Genomic DNA, 16,050 nt, shown 5'->3' on the forward strand with positions numbered 1-16,050 from the left:
GGTGCCCATGAGGCGTTGCGACAAGCACCGGTGCGCGATTCAACCAGAGGCAAACCATCATGGCCGAGATCCTCAGCCTGCATGATGCGGTGGCACGCTACGTCGAAGACGGCGCTACCGTGGCCATGGAAGGCTTCACCCATCTGATTCCCTTCGCTGCCGGACACGAGATCATCCGTCAGGGCAAGCGCGATCTGACGCTGATCCGCATGACGCCGGATCTGGTCTATGACCAGCTGATCGGTGCCGGTTGCGCTAGGAAGGTGATCTTCTCCTGGGGCGGCAATCCTGGGGTCGGGTCGTTGCACCGCCTGCGCGATGCCGTCGAAAAAGGCTGGCCGCACAAGATCGAGATTCTCGAACACAGTCACGCCGCCATGGCGTGTGCCTTCGAGGCCGGCGCCGCTGGGCTGCCGCTGGCCGTGCTGCGCGGCTATGTAGGCAGCGAACTGCCCCGCGTCAACGACCAGATCAAGTTCATCGAATGCCCCTTCACCGGCGAACGTCTGGCCGCCGTGCCTTCGGTACGGCCGGATGTGTCCATCGTGCACGCCCAGAAAGCCGATCGGGCCGGCAACGTGCTGGTCGAGGGCATCGTCGGCGTGCAGAAGGAAGCCGTGCTGGCCGCCAGGCACAGCATCGTCACCGTTGAGGAGATCGTCGATGACCTCGAGGCGCACCCCAATGCCTGCGTGATTCCGGGCTGGGCGATCGACGCCATCAGCGTCGCCGAGAAGGGCTCGTTGCCGTCCTACGCGCATGGCTACTACCCGCGCGACAACCACTTCTACAAGGAGTGGGATGCCATCGCGCGCGACCGCGACACCTTCACCCAGTGGATCGATGACAACGTCATGAACGCAGGGGGGAATGCCTGATGAGTTCTGTCGACAATCACCCGGACTACACCTCCTCCGAGATGATGACCGTCACGGCGGCGCGTGCCCTGGAAAATGGCACGACCTGCTTCGTCGGCATCGGGCTGCCGTCCGAGGCTGCCAATCTGGCGCGGCTGACTCATGCTCCCGATGTGGTGCTGATCTATGAATCTGGCACCTTGCAGACCAAGCCGGACGTGCTGCCGCTGTCCATCGGCGACGGCGAGCTGTGCGAGACTGCGCTGACCACCGTCTCGGTGCCCGAGATGTTCCGCTACTGGCTGCAGGGGGGAAAGGTCGACGTGGGCTTTCTGGGCACCGCCCAGATCGATCGCTACTGCAATCTCAACACCACCCTGATCGGCGATTACACCGCACCCAAGGTGCGCCTGCCGGGCGGTGGCGGCGCGCCGGAGATCGCCACCAACGCCGGTGAGGTGTTCATTACCCTCAAGCATTCCAAGCGCACCTTCGTCGACGAGGTCGACTTCGTCACCACCCTGGGCTTCGGTCGCGACGGCAAGGGCCGCGATGGCGTGCCCAACATCGGCCGTGGCCCGACTCGGGTTATCACCGACCTGTGCGTGATGAAGCCGGATCCCGAAACCAAGGAGCTGGTGGTGGTATCGCTGCATCCAGGCGTGACCGCCGAGCAGGTGCAGGAGGCCACCGGTTGGGAGATCCGTTTCGCCGAGACGCTGGAGAGCACACCGGTACCCAGTGCCCGCGAGCTCGAGGTGCTGCGCGAGCTCAAGGAGAGAACCGCTCGTGCCCATGGCGGCCAGTAAGAGCGGCGTGTTCTAGAGGCGAATTTCAGGAGATCAGTGAATCATGAGTGACGCTTTTATCTGTCATCCGCGCCGCAGTGCCATCGGCCGCTTCGGCGGCACCCTGGCAAGTGTGCGCCCCGATGACCTGGCCGCCGATATCTTCAAGGCCGTGCTGGCGCAGGCGCCCGGTCTGGCTCCCGAGGCGATCGAGGAAGTCTTCATGGGCTGCGCCAATCAGGCCGGTGAAGACAACCGCAACGTGGCGCGCATGTCGTCACTGCTGGCCGGTCTGCCGCCTTCGGTGCCCGGCACTACGCTCAACCGCCTGTGCGGCTCCGGCATGGACGCGGTGGGCACAGCCTTTCGCGCCATCAAGGCCGGTGAAATGGAGCTGGCACTGGCCGGCGGCGTGGAGTCCATGTCCCGGGCGCCCTACGTGATGGGCAAGGCCGAGACCGCCTTCGACCGTGGGCAGAAGATCGAGGACACCACCATCGGCTGGCGCTTCGTCAATCCGTTGATGAAGAAGGTCTACGATACCCACTCGATGCCCGAGACCGCAGAGAACGTGGCCGAGCAGTTCGGCATCTCCCGCGAGGACCAGGACGCCTTCGCCGCGCGCTCCCAGGCCAAGGTCGCCGAGGCCCAGCAGGCCGGTCGCTTTGCCGAGGAAATCGTCGCCATCGAGATTCCGCGTCGCAAGCAGGAGCCGCTGGTCTTCGACACCGACGAGCACCCGCGTGCCGGCACCACTGTCGAGAAGCTCGCCAAGCTGCCGACGCCCTTCAAGGCAGAAGGCGGCAGCGTCACCGCGGGCAACGCCTCCGGCGTAAACGACGGGGCCGCCGCCATGCTGGTGGCCAGCCAGCAGGCCGTGGAACAGCATGGGCTCGAGCCCATGGCGCGGATTGTCGGCATGGCCACCGCCGGCGTGGAACCACGCATCATGGGCTATGGCCCGGTGCCCGCCGTGCGCCGCCTGCTGGCGCGTACCGGCGTCTCCCTCGACGAGATCGACGTCATCGAACTCAACGAAGCCTTCGCCGCCCAGGCACTGGCCTGCATGCGCGATCTCGGGCTCGAAGACGACGACCCTCGGGTTAACCCCAACGGCGGCGCCATCGCCCTGGGCCATCCGCTGGGCATGTCCGGGGCGCGGCTGCTGATGACCGCCGCCCACGAACTGCAACGTACCGGCAAGCGCTATGCGCTGTGCACCATGTGCGTCGGGGTGGGGCAGGGTACCGCCACGCTGATCGAAAGGGCGTAAGAGGTAAAAGAGGGAAGGGAGAAAAGATCGGGATGTCTGCCCTCTAGCCGGTGCGAAGCACCGGTCTTCTGTCTTGAGCGGCGAAGCCGCGTTCTTTCTTCTTACCGCTATTGCCAATCGGGCGTCGGGCCATGATTCGATGCCTGGCGATGAGAGAGTGTTTTATGGCATTTCTGAATATCAACGGACGCAACGTTGCCTATCGTCTGCTGGGCGCCGAGGCCAATCCGCTGGTGATCTTGGCGCATCCGCTGGGCATGACCCAGGCGGTGTGGGACGACGTTCTACCGGCATTGCTGCCGCGTTATCGGGTGCTGGCCTGGGATCTGCCGGGCCATGGTGCCAGTGAGGCCTGGCCAGCAGATGGTGGCGATATCACTCCGGCTGCGTTGGCCGCCGATGCTCTGGCACTGGTCGAGCAGGCCGGCGACACGCGCTTCCACTTCGTCGGCACCTCCATTGGCGGCGTCATCGGCAAGCAATTGCTCTCCGAGCATGCCGATCGGCTTTTGTCGGCGGTTCTGACCAACACCGGGGCGGTGATCGGCAATGCCGAGCTGTGGAACACGCGAGCGGGCCGGGTGCGCGACGAGGGCCTGGCGGCGTTGTCCGGCGAGATCGTGCCGCGCTGGTTCGCCGCCGACCTGAACAAGCGCGACCCGGCGCTGGCAGAGGGCTGGCGAACTGTCATGGGGCGTGGCGATGCCGAATCCTATGCCCGGCTCTGCGAAATGCTCGGCCGCACCGATTTCCGCGGCAAGCTCAAGGCGGCTTGTTCCCAGCCCGGGGGAGTCGACGTGCACCTGCTTGGCGGGAGCGAGGACATGGCGACGCCGCCCGAGACCCTGCAAGCCCTGGCGGCCGAGTGTGGCGGCGCGCCGCTGGAGATTCTCGAGAACCTGGGGCATGTGCCTTCGGTGGAGTTTCCCGAGGCGCTCGCCAAGCGACTGCTGCTGTGGATGGCCCCGGATCGCTCCCAGGTCGGCGAGCAGGGCGTGGCCTATGCCGAGGGACTCGAGACCCGCAAACAGGTGCTGGGCGAGGCGCACGTGGCGCGCTCGACCGAGAACGCCACTTCGCTGGATGCCCCTTTCCAGCAGATGATCACCCGTCTGGCCTGGGGGGAGCTGTGGGGCAACGGCGACCTGACCCGGGCCGAGCGCAGCATGGTCACCACCGGCATCCTGGCCGCCCTGGGGCGCGAGGAGCTGGAACTGCATCTCAAGACGGCCAAGCGCATCGGCCTCAGCGAAGCCCAGCTACGCCAGGTGCTGATGCATGTGGCGGTCTATGGCGGTGTGCCGGCGGCCAACCACGCCTTCGCGTTGGCCAAGCAACTCGGCTGGGGCGAGACCCTGGAATGAGGACACGACCGGCCGTGACGGGGGCGTGGCGTTGGATGGGACACAAACGGGAGGCTGAGGTGTGTTGAGCCCGCGTATCAAGTTGCGCCATCTCCAGGCCTTTCTTGAGGTCGCCAAGCATCGCAGTTTCGCGCGGGCCGCCGAGAGCCTGGCGATTACCCAGCCCGGGGTATCCAAGACCATCCGCGAACTCGAGGACATCCTGGGAACCGAGCTCTTCGAGCGTGGTGCCCAGGGTGTGGCATTGAGCCAGTCGGGACTGACGTTCCTGCGTCATGCCGGGCCGGCGATCCGGACGCTAGAAGAAGGTATCAGTGCGGTCGGCGATGCCCATCAGGGCGCGCGCTGGTTGCGCGTGGGGGCGCTGTCCACCGTGGAGAGTCGCCTGCTGCCCACGGCGATTCGGCGTTGGCAGGCTACCCAGTCGGCGGATCGGGTCGGCGTCAATGTGGTGACCGGCCGCAGTGCCTTCCTGCTTTCTCAACTGCGTCTCGGTGAACTCGATCTGGTGGTGGGGCGCATGACCGAGGCGCGCGAGATCCGCGATCTAACCTTCGAGCATCTCTACTACGAGCCGTTGATGCTGGTGGTGCGCGCCGGCCACCCCCTGGCCGGTATCGAGCCGCTGGCCCCCAGTCGGCTGACCGAATTCCCCTGGGTGATTCCGCCGCCGCAGACCACGCTACGCCAGCAGGTCGACAGTTTTTGCGTGCGTCATTCTCTGGACTTGCCCGTTCAACTGCTGGAAACCCTGTCGCTGCCGATCAGTCACCGTTACACGCAGGATGGCGACGCTATCTGGGTGGCCCCGAGAGAAGCGGTGATCGACGATCTCGAGGCCGGCCGTGTCGTCGAGCTGGCGCTGCGGCTGGAACAGCAGGGCGGTTCGGTGGGGTTATGCACCAACGCCAGCATGGAACCTTCGCTGGTACTGGAAGGGTTCTGTGAGGTACTGCGCGAAGTGGCTGCCGAGTCCATAACCACCAAGTTATGACCTCTCGCCGAGACGTCAATTGGCAGCCTGACGGTCAGCCGCCACACTGCGATCATTGGCCGACGAGCCGCCGGGTGCGGTGCGTCGCCTTCTGTCAGCCAGCAAGAGACACCAAGATGCAAGACGATAACAAACGCTTCGTGGAGCGCGACCGTGACTGGCATCCACCGGCCTATGCCCCCGGCTACAAGACCTCCGTGGCTCGTTCGCCGAGCCAGGCGCTGGTCAGTCTGCAGACGTCCAGCGTCTCCGAACTGACCGGGCCGGATTTTCGCCAACTGCGCATCGGGCCCCATGATAACGACCTGCTGATGAACTTCCGCGAGGACCCCGCCCTGGCGGGAGCGGCGGGCCTGCCGGTGGGCGAGCGCATCATCCTGTTCGGCCGGGTGGTCGATCAGTTCGGCAAGCCGGTCCCGCATACCTTGGTGGAGATGTGGCAGGCCAATGCCGGCGGTCGCTATCGCCACAAGAAGGATGGCTACCTGGCACCGCTGGACCCCAATTTCGGTGGCGTAGGGCGTTGCCTCACCGACGAGCAGGGCTGGTATCGTTTTCGCACCATCAAGCCCGGCCCCTATCCGTGGGGTAACGGCATTAATACCTGGCGCCCGGCGCACATCCACGTGTCGGTGATGGGCCCATCGATTTCCACCCGCCTGATCACCCAGATGTATTTCGAAGGTGACCCGCTGATTCCGCTCTGCCCGATCGTGCAGACTCTCAAGGACCCCGAGGCCGTCGAGACCATGATCGGCCGTCTCGACATGGCGCGCAGCCGTCCCATGGACTGCCTGGCGTATCGGTTCGACCTGGTGGTACGGGGCGAGCTTCAAACCTACTTCGAGAATCAGTGAGGGGAGCCGAGACCATGCGACAGCCGAATTCCCAGCCTTGCAGCGAGCTGATGCTGCGCGAGACCGCATCCCAGACTGCCGGGCCCTATGTGCACATCGGCCTGGCCCTGGACGTGGCCGGCCTGCCCGAGCGCGATGAGGAAATCTGGAGCCGGATGGCCAAGCCCGAGGCCGAGGGTGAGCATATCGAAGTGATCGGCACCGTGATCGACGGCAACGGCGATCCGGTGCGCGATGCCCTGCTGGAGGCCTGGCAGGCCGATGCCAGTGGGTGGTATCAGCCGGCGTTCGACCTGCAGAAAGCGTTCAACAGCTTTGGCCGGACCGCCACCACTGCCGAGGGCAACAGCGAGTGGTCGCTGACCACCATCAAGCCCGGTTCCGTGGCCCGTGGCGACGGCAAGGTGATGGCACCGCACATCAACCTGGCGATCTTTGCCCGAGGAATCAACATTCACTTGCAGACCCGTCTCTATTTCGAGGACGAGGTCGAGGCCAATGCCGCCTGTCCCGTGTTGGGTGCCATCGAGTCGCCGACACGTCGCCAGACCCTGATCGCCAAGCGTGAGGAAGTCGACGGCAAGGTGCGTTATCGCTTCGATATCCGCCTGCAGGGCGAAGGCGAGACGGTGTTTTTCGATTTCTAGACGCCCCGCTTCATGAGCCAATGCCACAGTAATTATCGGGCCCTGCGACGGGGCCCGGACGGTTTCATGGCTGCCCTGGTCTCCCGATCCGGCCATGTGTGTTGTGGCCCGCGGCGGCTCAGCGAGATGTGAGGCGGCAACGCCGGGGAAAGCAAGCAGGTGCCAGGCATGCCCTTGGCGCCGAGAGTTCTCTCACCCTCCTTTTCTGGCCTGGATGATCCGATCCAGGGTATCCAGCAGCCACCGACGCTCCTCTTCCGACAGGAAGCTGTCGAAAGCCGACTCGCCTTCATTCACCTGACGGTCGAGGCGCTCCGTGAAGGCCTTGCCTTTCTCCGTCAGGTAAAGGGCGTAAGAGCGGCGGTCATGTTTCGATTTCCGGCGTTCCACCACCTCCATGCCTTCCAGCTTGTCGATGGCCGCGACCATGGCGGAGCGGTCCACATCCAGGGCGTTCGATACGGCCGTCTGGGTGAGCCCCGGGTTGTGGTAGACGATAGCGAGGATGCCGAACAGCCCCGGGGTGATGCCCTCCTGAGCGCACGCTTCGGAGAAAACGTCGAAGTAGACCAGTTGGGCGCGCCTCAGCTTGTAGCCGAGGCGCGACTGCAGCATCGAGTAGTCGATTCCGTTCTTGTCGTCGCTGTGCATGTGGCTGTCCTGATTGCTGTAGACCAATGTTTAATGGTTAGAATGTTTATGTGATAAACAATTTATGAAAGTCTTTAAGTCCATGCTACCAAGGCGTCGACGCCCGGGGTAGGGCAGGTCGACCCTTCTCGACAATGACCATAATGACAGGGTGCGATCATGTTAGATTCCTTCCGCGATGTCCGTCTGGGAACGGCGACTGCCCACCTGGCCCGTCGTGATGACGGGGTGCAACTGCTGCGCGTCGAAGAGCCGCTCGGCGAATATCCGGAAACCCTGATGGGATGCCTGGATTACTGGGCGGCGGTGGCGCCCGATCGGTGTTTCGTGGCGCAGCGCAACGGGGCGGGCGAGTGGCAGCGGTTGAGCTATGCCGAGACCCTGACCAGGGTTCGCTCTCTGGCCCAGGGGCTGCTCGATGCGGGCCTGAATGCCGAACGTCCCTTGGCTATCCTCAGCGGGAATTCCGTCGAGCACTTGTTGCTGGCGATGGCGGCCATGTACGTGGGAATCCCGTATGCGCCGATATCTCCTGCCTATTCACTGGTCAGCAAGGATTTCGGCAAGCTACGCCATATCACCGACTTGCTGACCCCGGGCATGGTGCTGGTCGACCAGGCGGATGACTTCGCCGCTGCCCTGGAGGCGGTACAGGTCGATGATGGTATCTGCCTGGCGCTGGAGCCCGGGGCGATCTCCGGTGCGCGCGCTTTCGCCGAGTTGCTGGACACACCGGTGAGCGAAGCGGTCGACGCTGCCCATGCAACCGTCACGCCCGATACCATCGCCAAGTTCCTGTTCACCTCCGGTTCCACCGGCATGCCCAAAGGGGTCATCAACACCAATCGCATGCTCTGCGCCAATCAGGAGATGCTGGCAGCCCAGATGCCCTTCCTGCGTGACGAGCCGCCGGTGCTGGTGGACTGGCTGCCCTGGAACCATACCTTTGGCGGCAACCACAATATCGGCATCGTGCTCTACAACGGCGGTAGTCTCTATATCGACGATGGCCGCCCGATACCGGGCGAATTCGATAAGACCATCGCCAATCTGCGCGACATTGCGCCGACCGTCTACTTCAACGTTCCCAAGGGCTTCGAGATCTTGGTCGACCACCTGAAGCGCGACGACGCTCTGCGCGAAACCTTCTTTTCCCGTCTCAACCTGATGTTCTTCGCCGCGGCGGGGCTATCCCAGCATATCTGGGACGAACTCGACCGCCTGGCCATCCAGACCCTGGGCTGCAAGGTAGGCATGTTGACCGGCCTGGGGGCGACCGAGACGGCGCCTTCGGCCATGTTTGCCTCGCTGGAAGAATCGCAGTCCGGTGTGGTGGGGCTGCCGGCGCGCGGGGTCACGGTCAAGCTGGTGCCCAACGGCAGCAAGCTGGAGTGCCGGGTGAAAGGGCCCAGCGTGATGCCGGGCTATTGGCGTCAGCCCGAGGTGACGGCCAGAAGTTTCGACGACGAAGGCTTCTATTGCCTGGGTGACGCGGTCAAGTTCATTGACCCGGCCGAGCCTCAGCGTGGCATGCGCTTCGACGGGCGTATCTCCGAGGACTTCAAGCTGGATACCGGCACCTGGGTCAGCGTGGGCCCGTTGCGCGCGCGAATCATCGAGGCTGGAGCTCCCCATGTGAAGGATGTGGTGATCGCCGGGCTCGACCGCTCCTATGTCTCGATCCTGATCTTCCCGGATATGCCGAAGTGCCGCGAACTGGCGGGGCTGGGCAGCGGGGCCGAGAATGCCACGGTGCTGGCCAGCGAGCCGGTGCGCGAACGTTTCCTGCAGTTGTTGCGTGACCTGGACAGCGAGAGCACAGGCAGCGCTAGCCGGGTACGGCGGGCGATGCTGCTTGCCGAACCGCCGCGCCTGGATGCCAACGAGGCCACCGACAAGGGATCCATCAACCAGCGGGCCGTGCTCGAGAACCGGGCTGATCTAGTGGACGCGCTCTACGCCGTCGAGCCTTCCGAGGATGTGCTTCGACTCGATGGAAACCGGGCCCGATGAGGACAAGATGCTGACCCACACTCATGTCCGCTCCATCGAATGGGGTGATTGCGACCCGGCGGGAATCGTCTTCCACCCTCGCTACCTGGCCTACTTCGATCATGCGACCTGTTTGTTGTTCGCCAGGGCCGGCTTCGACCTGGCGACCCTGCAGTCCCGTTTCGGCGTGCTCGGCTACCCGGTGGTCGATCTGCACAGTCGTTTCACGACGCCCTGCCGCTTTGGCGATGAGGTGCGTATCGAGACGCGAGTTGCCGAGTTCCGCAACAGCAGCTTCGACGTGCACCACCGCCTGTATCGCGGCGCAGACCTGGCCGTGGAGGCCACGGTGACTCGTGTCTGGGCCGGGCCGCACCCGGACGACCCGCAGCGTCTGCAGGCCCGGCCGGTACCGGAGGCAGTGAGAGTGGCGCTGGGAACGGAGTAGAGCGCGGTAGGCCTTGCCTGCGGGGTCCTTGTCAGGTCGATCGGACAGCAGGCCCTTGCGGTATACCAAAGTCTGGTATCGGGAGGAGTGGTGATATGGACTATAATCCGAAAAAAGATAGATGTTTAAATCTATTATTTTTATACACAACAATTACAAGTTCGCTAAATCGCTGAGGTGATCCATGATGCATCGTTCCTTGCTCACGCCCCTGGTCATTGCCGTCTCCCTGGGGAGTCTGGCGTTCGCTGGCCAGGCCCAGGCCCGAGACCTGCGCATGGCGCCTGGGGTGCCGCCGGCGCATCCGGCGTATGACCCGATGTTCACCGAGTTTGCCGAGCGGTTGGCGGAAAAGACGGACGGCGAGCTTACGGGGAATCTGCTGGGCACCGAGGTGGCCAACATCGGCAACATGCGCAACGCGTTGCGCAGCGGCATGGTAGAAGTGGGGCTCTTTCTGCCGGCCTACTTCCCGGCCGACCTGCCGGAGATCAACCTAGTGGGCGACCTGGCGCTTCTTGGCACGAATCCGCATGCCATGGGAGCGGCGATGACCGAATATATCGTGACGTGCGGCGCGTGCCAGCAGGAGCTCAAGAAGCTGGGCATCGTCTATACCAGTTCCCATGCGTCGGACCTGTATCGGATCCTCAGCACCGAACCGGCCAGCTCCCTCGACGATCTCCAGGGGCTGCGCATGCGGGTCGGTGGTCCCCAGTATTCCCGCTGGGCGGAGGCGATGGGCATATCGCCGGCCTCCATTCCAGTGGGCGAGCAGTACGAAGCGCTCTCGCAGGGCGTGATCGAGGGCACTGTCGCGTCCGTCGCCGATATCATCTCCTTCCGGCTGGATGATGTGTTGAACCATATCACCGACATCCAGCTCGGCACTTTTCATAGCACCGTCTCTCACGCGGTCGGTCAGCAGGCCTGGAACTCGTTTTCTTCCGAGCAGCGTGAGGCGCTGGTCGAAGCCTCCGTGGAAGCCAGTGCTGCCATCACCCAACGCTGGGGATACGAGATGGCAGATGAAGCTCGGGAGATCGCCCAGGAAAGCGACATCAAGATTCTGGAGCCCGATCCCGAATTGCTGGATGCCACCGAAGCCTTCCTCGAAGAGGACCTGACCTACGCCGCCGAGCAGGCCGAGAACCGCTATGGCGTCGAAGGTGCGGCGTCGAAGATCGAGCGCTTCCAGGGCCTGGTGGAGAAATGGACCGGTATCGTCGAGGACGTCGGCGAGGAGCCCGAGGCGGTCGCCGAGGCCATGGAGCGTGTGATCTGGAGCCAGGTGGACTTTTCCTCCTACGGCACCTGATGTCATGCCCGGAGGCCGGAATTTGCCGGTCCCGGGACCGCCGAGGATGCAGGAGGCGAATTCATGGCCGTGTTGTACCGCTTGACCAACCGTGTCGCCATCGGGCTGGCGCTGCTGGGTACTGTCGGCATCCTGTTGATGGTGATCCACGTTACCCTGGATGTGGTGCTGCGCTCGACCCTATCGGTGTCGGTTCCGGCAATCGTGGAGCTGGTTACCCGCTATTACCTGATCACCATGGCACTGCTGCCCCTGGGGTGGGTGGAGTGGCGGCGCGAAATGATTGCCGTCGAGGCCCTGGAAGGACTGATGGGCCCTTGGCTAGTGCGCCTGTCGGATGTCCTGGTGTCGCTGCTGTCGGCGGCGATCTATACCGTCCTGGCCGTGGCGACCTGGGGCAAGGCCATGGAGCAGTACGATATCGGTTCCTATGTGATGTCGCTCAACTTCCCCATGCCGGTCTGGCCGACCTATTTCGTGTTGCCCCTCGCCTTCGCCCTGGCGGCCCTGGTTTGCCTGGTTCGCTTGCCCTTCCTGGCGGGAGGCGCGCCCTCGTCTCCCGAATCCCAAGGAGGGAAGTGATTCATGTCCGTCACTGTCGGCGTCTATGGCCTCATTGCCCTGTTGGTTCTGCTGGCCCTGCGTGTACCGGTTGCCCTGGCCCTGATCAGTGTCTCGATGGGAGGCATGAGCTTGATGCTGGGCTGGGATACGGCCATCGGCATGCTGTCCTCCGCGCCCTATGAGTTCATCGCCAAGTGGACGCTCAGTGCGGTGCCGATGTTCTTGCTGATGGGCTTCGTCTGCTTTCATGCCGGGCTCACCAAGGGGTTGTTCAATGCCGCCAAGGTCCTGTTTCGCTGGCTACCCGGCGGCGTGGCGATCTCGAGCATCGTCGCCAGTTCGGGCTTCGCCGCGGTGAGCGGCTCCAGCGTTGCCTGTTCGGCGGCCATGGGGCGTATCGCCATTCCCGAAATGGTCAGCGGCGGCTACAAGCCGAGCTTCGCCTGCGGCACCATCGCCGCCGGCGGCACCATCGGTGCGTTGATTCCTCCGAGCATCCTGATGATCGTCTATGGCGTCTTCGCCCAGGTTTCCATCACCCAGGTATTTCTCGGGGGCATCACCATTGGCCTGCTGACGGCGCTGAGCTACAGCCTGGTGATCCTGACGGTCAGCTGGTTGCGGCCCGACATCGTGCCGCGTGAGGCCGTCGGTGCCCGGGAGGTGGAAGCCCGAGAGGCCCTGGTCGATATCTGGCCGGTACTGGTGCTGGGGGTACTGGTATTCGGCGGCCTCTTCTCGGGGATCTTCACGGCCACCGAGGCGGGGGCGGTCGGTGCCGCCGGAGCGATCTTGGTCGCCCTGGCGCTCGGGCGCCTGAATCGCCAGTCGATGAAGGCCGCGCTGCTCGAGACGCTGTCGACGACCTCGGCGCTTTTGATCATTGGCGTCGGGGCCAGCATGTTCACCCTGTTTCTCAGTCTGAGCGGGCTGGCAGGCCAGGTGACGGGCCTGGTGACCGGCTGGGATCCCTCCTACCTGGAACTGATGCTGGTGATTGTCTGCATCTATCTGTTCTTGGGGCTGTTCATGGAGCCCTTCGGCGCCATGTTGGTGACCCTGCCGGTGTTGCTGCCGGTCTTCGAGCTCTATGACGTCAGCCTGATCTGGTTCGGGGTGTTGCTGGTCAAGTTGCTGGAAATCGGCATGATCACCCCGCCAGTGGGCATGAACATCTTCGTCATCAAGGGTGTCGCGGGCCAGTACGCATCGCTGATGGATATCTTCAAGGGCGTCGCGACCTTTCTGGTCGCCGACATCCTGGTGGTGGCCCTGGTGATCTTCTATCCCCAGATCGTATTGGTGCTGACCGGCGGCTGACCATGCCGTGTAGTGGCGTGTACCGAATTGTCATCGTATTTGTTTGTTATATAAACAATATATTTTAAATAACAACTTTTTATGCCTGAGGAGCCCACAGTGAACAAGGTGATCGACAGCCAGACCGCGGCCGGCCTGATTCGTGACGGTGACACCGTTGCCTGGACTACCGCCGGAATGTGCGGCTTCGCCGAGGCGGTGGCCGCGGCGCTGGAATCGCGCTTCCTCGAGACCGGTGCCCCTCGCGACCTGACGCTGGCGCACAGTTGTGGCTGTGGTGATGGCAAGGACCGCGGCATGAACCACCTGGGCCATGCCGGCCTGGTCAAGCGACTGGTCAGCGGCCATACCGGTCAGGCGCCGCGCATGGGCGAGCTGATCCGCGAGAACCGTATCGAAGGCTACCTGTTGCCGCAGGGCGTGCTGGCGCATCTATGGCGTCACATCGCCGGTGGCAAGCCCGGGGTGCTCAGCAAGGTGGGGCTCGGTACCTTCGTCGATCCGCGTCTGGACGGAGGCAAGGCCAACACGGCGGCCGAGGAAGATCTGGTCAAGGCGGTCGAACTCGAGGGCGAAGAATGGCTGCTCTACCGCACTTTCCCGGTGGATGTGGCGGTGATCCGCGCCACCACCGCCGACGAACGCGGTAACTTGAGCCTGGAGCGCGAGGCGCTCTTCCTCGAGCAGCTCTCCATGGCTCAGGCGGCCAAGAACAGCGGTGGCATCGTCATCGCTCAGGTGGAGTACCTGGCCCGGCGGGGCAGCCTGCACCCGCAGCGGGTCAAGGTGCCGGGCGATCTGGTGGATCATGTGGTGGTAGCTGAGCCTGGGCAGCACATGCAGACCATCTCTACCGGCTACAACCCGGCCCTTTCCGGGGATCTCAAGGTGCCGCTGGGCGGTATCACGCCGATGCCGCTCGATCCGCGCAAGGTGATCGCCCGACGTGCTGCCATGGAGCTGGTGCCAGGCGGCATGGTCAACCTCGGCATCGGCATGCCCGAGGGCGTTTCCAGCGTGGCGGCGGAAGAGGGCGTCAGTGACCTGATGACCCTGACCACCGAACTCGGTACCTACGGCGGTGTGCCGGCCAGTGGTGGCGATTTCGCCACTTCCTACAACGCCGAAGCGATCATCGATCACGGCTACCAGTTCGACTTCTATGACGGCGGTGGCCTGGATGTCTGCTTCCTGGGACTGGCCCAGACCGATCACGAAGGCAATCTCAACGTCAGCAAGTTCGGTGACAAGGTGGTCGGCCCGGGCGGCTTCATCAACATCAGCCAGAACGCCCGCAAGGTGGTGTTCTGCGGCACCTTCACCAACGGCGGAAACGTGGCGGTCGAGGACGGTCGTCTCGTCATCCGTCAGGAAGGACATCGACGCAAGTTCGTACAGCGCGTCGATCAGATCACCTTCAGTGGCCGCTATGCCCATGAGACCGCCAAGCCGGTGCTCTTCGTCACCGAACGATGTGTCTTCGAGCTGATCGACGGCGAAGTCACCCTCACCGAGATAGCGCCTGGCCTCGACGTCGAGCGCGACATTCTGGCGGCCATGGATTTCGTGCCACGCATTGCCGATGAGCTGCGCGGAATGTCGATGGAGCTCTTCCAGCCCCACTGGGGTGGCCTGCGCGCACGGCTGATCAACAACTGAGCCCTCGGACCACATCTCCGTATTTCCCCTTCGAGGAGTCGAGCATGTTCAAGAACGCCTACATCCCTTATGGCGGTTACTACTCCAGCCCCTTCTGCAAGTGGATGGGCAGCCTGGCCAACGTCAACTCCATCGAGCTGGGAGCCGCCACCAGCAAGCGGTGGTTCGCCAGTCGCGACATCGATCCCGCGATCATCGACTACCTCTATCTCGGGGTTTCGGTGGGCCAGAAGTCGATCTTCTACGGCGCTCCCTGGGCGGCGGCTCTGATGGGAGCCGGCCAGGCACCGGGGCAGAACATCACCCAGGCCTGCGCGACCGCGACCACCTCGGTGTTCAACGCTGCCCTGGCCGTGGAGGCCGGCGGCTTCGAGACCACCTACTGCCTGCTCGCCGACCGCACCTCTAATGGCCCCCACACCATCTGGCCGAATCCTGCCGGGCCGGGTGGCGAGGTGATCGCCGAGAACTGGAACATGGACAACATCGCCGCCGATCCGGCCACCGGCAAGGACATGTTGACCACCGCCGAGAATGTGGCCCGTGAGCATGGCTTCTCCCGTGACCAGGCCGATGAACTGACCCTGCGTCGCTATGCGCAATATGGCGAGGCTCTGGCCGATGAGCGCGCCTTCCAGCGGCGTTACATCTTCCCGGTCGAGGTGCCGGTGTCACGCAAGGAGACTCGGGTCGTCGAGGCCGACGAAGGCGTGATGCCGACCACCGCCGAAGGGCTTGCCAAGCTGCGCACGGTGCAGCCGGAAGGTATTCATACGTATGGCACCCAGACCCATCCGGCCGACGGCAATGCCGGGATCATCGTCACCACCCGGGAGCGGGCCGCCGAGCTAAGCACCGACCCCAGGATGGCGGTACAGGTGGTGGCCTACGGGCATGCGCGTACCAAGCCGGCCCATATGCCCATGGCACCGGCCGTCTCGGTGCAGCGTGCGCTGGATCAGGTGGGCCTGTCCCTCGACCAGATCAAGACGATCAAGAACCACTCGCCGTTCATCGTCAATGACCTCTACCTGGCCAAGGCGCTGGGTCTCGATGCCGAGACCTTCAACAACTACGGCACCTCGCTGGTGTTCGGGCATCCCCAGGGCCCGACCCTGGCGCGCCTGCTGATCGAGGCCATCGAAGAGACCGCCCTCAAGGGTGGTGGCCATGCCCTGGTGACTGGCTGCGCCGCCGGCGACTCTGCGGCGGCGCTGATCGTCAAGGTGGGGTGAAGCGTTTCCGGTGATACAGACCGGGAAGCCCGCCAAGGAACTCGGCGGGCATAGAAATGAAACGCCAGGGAATGGAAATCGCA

At 63.9% G+C, this 16,050-nt stretch carries 15 protein-coding genes; 14 read left to right on the forward strand and 1 reads right to left on the reverse strand.

Annotation, left to right across the window (positions count from 1 at the left end; all coding sequences use genetic code 11):
* Window positions 1–59 precede the first annotated feature (59 nt).
* From A9O65_RS00385 to pcaG, 7 genes are all read left to right on the forward strand, one after another.
* Complete coding sequence (locus A9O65_RS00385) at window positions 60–878, forward strand: CoA transferase subunit A (protein WP_064699015.1); 819 nt, start codon at window positions 60–62, stop codon at window positions 876–878.
* A complete protein-coding gene (locus A9O65_RS00390; protein ID WP_064699014.1) occupies window positions 878–1,666 on the forward strand; it encodes a CoA-transferase subunit beta in 789 nt (262 codons plus the stop codon). Before A9O65_RS00385 ends, A9O65_RS00390 begins: the two co-directional genes overlap by 1 nt.
* A 43-nt stretch (window positions 1,667–1,709) precedes the next feature.
* A complete protein-coding gene (gene pcaF / locus A9O65_RS00395) occupies window positions 1,710–2,918 on the forward strand; it encodes a 3-oxoadipyl-CoA thiolase (RefSeq protein WP_064701049.1) in 1,209 nt (402 codons plus the stop codon).
* 164 nt (window positions 2,919–3,082) lie between these two features.
* A complete protein-coding gene (locus A9O65_RS00400) occupies window positions 3,083–4,282 on the forward strand; it encodes an alpha/beta fold hydrolase (protein ID WP_064701050.1) in 1,200 nt (399 codons plus the stop codon).
* Between the two features lie 61 nt (window positions 4,283–4,343).
* Entirely contained in the window at window positions 4,344–5,276 is a 933-nt protein-coding gene (gene pcaQ, locus A9O65_RS00405; RefSeq protein ID WP_064701051.1) for a pca operon transcription factor PcaQ, read from the forward strand.
* Window positions 5,277–5,392: 116 nt separating this feature from the next.
* The gene (gene pcaH / locus A9O65_RS00410) at window positions 5,393–6,133 is read left to right on the forward strand and encodes a protocatechuate 3,4-dioxygenase subunit beta (RefSeq protein ID WP_064701052.1); all 741 of its coding nucleotides are present in this window, start codon (window positions 5,393–5,395) and stop codon (window positions 6,131–6,133) included.
* Window positions 6,134–6,147: 14 nt separating this feature from the next.
* Complete coding sequence (gene pcaG / locus A9O65_RS00415) at window positions 6,148–6,780, forward strand: protocatechuate 3,4-dioxygenase subunit alpha (protein ID WP_082919962.1); 633 nt, start codon at window positions 6,148–6,150, stop codon at window positions 6,778–6,780.
* 192 nt (window positions 6,781–6,972) lie between these two features.
* On the opposite strand, the gene A9O65_RS00420 is transcribed toward pcaG, so the two are convergent.
* A complete protein-coding gene (locus A9O65_RS00420) occupies window positions 6,973–7,431 on the reverse strand; it encodes a MarR family winged helix-turn-helix transcriptional regulator (protein WP_013333710.1) in 459 nt (152 codons plus the stop codon).
* Window positions 7,432–7,590: 159 nt separating this feature from the next.
* Here A9O65_RS00420 and A9O65_RS00425 point away from each other — a divergent pair, with 159 nt between their 5' ends.
* From A9O65_RS00425 to A9O65_RS00455, 7 genes are all read left to right on the forward strand, one after another.
* Entirely contained in the window at window positions 7,591–9,444 is a 1,854-nt protein-coding gene (locus A9O65_RS00425; RefSeq protein WP_064699008.1) for a feruloyl-CoA synthase, read from the forward strand.
* Window positions 9,445–9,451: 7 nt separating this feature from the next.
* A complete protein-coding gene (locus A9O65_RS00430; RefSeq protein WP_064699083.1) occupies window positions 9,452–9,871 on the forward strand; it encodes an acyl-CoA thioesterase in 420 nt (139 codons plus the stop codon).
* A gap of 184 nt (window positions 9,872–10,055) precedes the next feature.
* Window positions 10,056–11,189, forward strand: a complete 1,134-nt coding sequence (gene dctP, locus A9O65_RS00435; RefSeq protein ID WP_254783124.1) for a TRAP transporter substrate-binding protein DctP — start codon at window positions 10,056–10,058, stop codon at window positions 11,187–11,189.
* A gap of 63 nt (window positions 11,190–11,252) precedes the next feature.
* Window positions 11,253–11,771 carry a TRAP transporter small permease gene (locus A9O65_RS00440; protein WP_064701053.1) on the forward strand — a complete coding sequence of 173 codons (519 nt, stop codon included), beginning with the start codon at window positions 11,253–11,255 and terminating at the stop codon, window positions 11,769–11,771.
* Between the two features lie 3 nt (window positions 11,772–11,774).
* Window positions 11,775–13,073, forward strand: coding sequence for a TRAP transporter large permease (locus A9O65_RS00445; RefSeq protein ID WP_064699006.1), 1,299 nt, complete (start codon window positions 11,775–11,777; stop codon window positions 13,071–13,073).
* A 99-nt stretch (window positions 13,074–13,172) separates the two neighbouring features.
* Entirely contained in the window at window positions 13,173–14,732 is a 1,560-nt protein-coding gene (locus tag A9O65_RS00450) for an acyl CoA:acetate/3-ketoacid CoA transferase (protein WP_064699005.1), read from the forward strand.
* A 44-nt stretch (window positions 14,733–14,776) separates the two neighbouring features.
* Window positions 14,777–15,967 (forward strand): thiolase family protein, encoded by a 1,191-nt coding sequence (locus A9O65_RS00455; protein WP_064699004.1) that lies wholly within the window; start codon window positions 14,777–14,779, stop codon window positions 15,965–15,967.
* The last annotated feature ends 83 nt before the right edge of the window (window positions 15,968–16,050 follow it).

The organism is Halomonas caseinilytica, assembly GCF_001662305.1.
Lineage (GTDB): Bacteria > Pseudomonadota > Gammaproteobacteria > Pseudomonadales > Halomonadaceae > Halomonas > Halomonas caseinilytica.

Excerpts from the sequence above, each read along its gene's own strand:
- pcaH (WP_064701052.1), top strand. The coding sequence starts at position 5,393 with ATGCAAGACGATAACAAACGCTTCGTGGAGCGCGACCGTGACTGGCAT.
- A9O65_RS00430 (WP_064699083.1), top strand. The coding sequence starts at position 9,452 with ATGCTGACCCACACTCATGTCCGCTCCATCGAATGGGGTGATTGCGAC.
- dctP (WP_254783124.1), top strand. The coding sequence starts at position 10,056 with ATGATGCATCGTTCCTTGCTCACGCCCCTGGTCATTGCCGTCTCCCTG.
- A9O65_RS00390 (WP_064699014.1), top strand. The coding sequence starts at position 878 with ATGAGTTCTGTCGACAATCACCCGGACTACACCTCCTCCGAGATGATG.
- pcaG (WP_082919962.1), top strand. The coding sequence starts at position 6,148 with ATGCGACAGCCGAATTCCCAGCCTTGCAGCGAGCTGATGCTGCGCGAG.
- A9O65_RS00425 (WP_064699008.1), top strand. The coding sequence starts at position 7,591 with ATGTTAGATTCCTTCCGCGATGTCCGTCTGGGAACGGCGACTGCCCAC.
- A9O65_RS00400 (WP_064701050.1), top strand. The coding sequence starts at position 3,083 with ATGGCATTTCTGAATATCAACGGACGCAACGTTGCCTATCGTCTGCTG.
- A9O65_RS00420 (WP_013333710.1), bottom strand. The coding sequence starts at position 7,431 with ATGCACAGCGACGACAAGAACGGAATCGACTACTCGATGCTGCAGTCG.
- A9O65_RS00455 (WP_064699004.1), top strand. The coding sequence starts at position 14,777 with ATGTTCAAGAACGCCTACATCCCTTATGGCGGTTACTACTCCAGCCCC.
- A9O65_RS00440 (WP_064701053.1), top strand. The coding sequence starts at position 11,253 with ATGGCCGTGTTGTACCGCTTGACCAACCGTGTCGCCATCGGGCTGGCG.
- A9O65_RS00445 (WP_064699006.1), top strand. The coding sequence starts at position 11,775 with ATGTCCGTCACTGTCGGCGTCTATGGCCTCATTGCCCTGTTGGTTCTG.
- A9O65_RS00385 (WP_064699015.1), top strand. The coding sequence starts at position 60 with ATGGCCGAGATCCTCAGCCTGCATGATGCGGTGGCACGCTACGTCGAA.
- pcaF (WP_064701049.1), top strand. The coding sequence starts at position 1,710 with ATGAGTGACGCTTTTATCTGTCATCCGCGCCGCAGTGCCATCGGCCGC.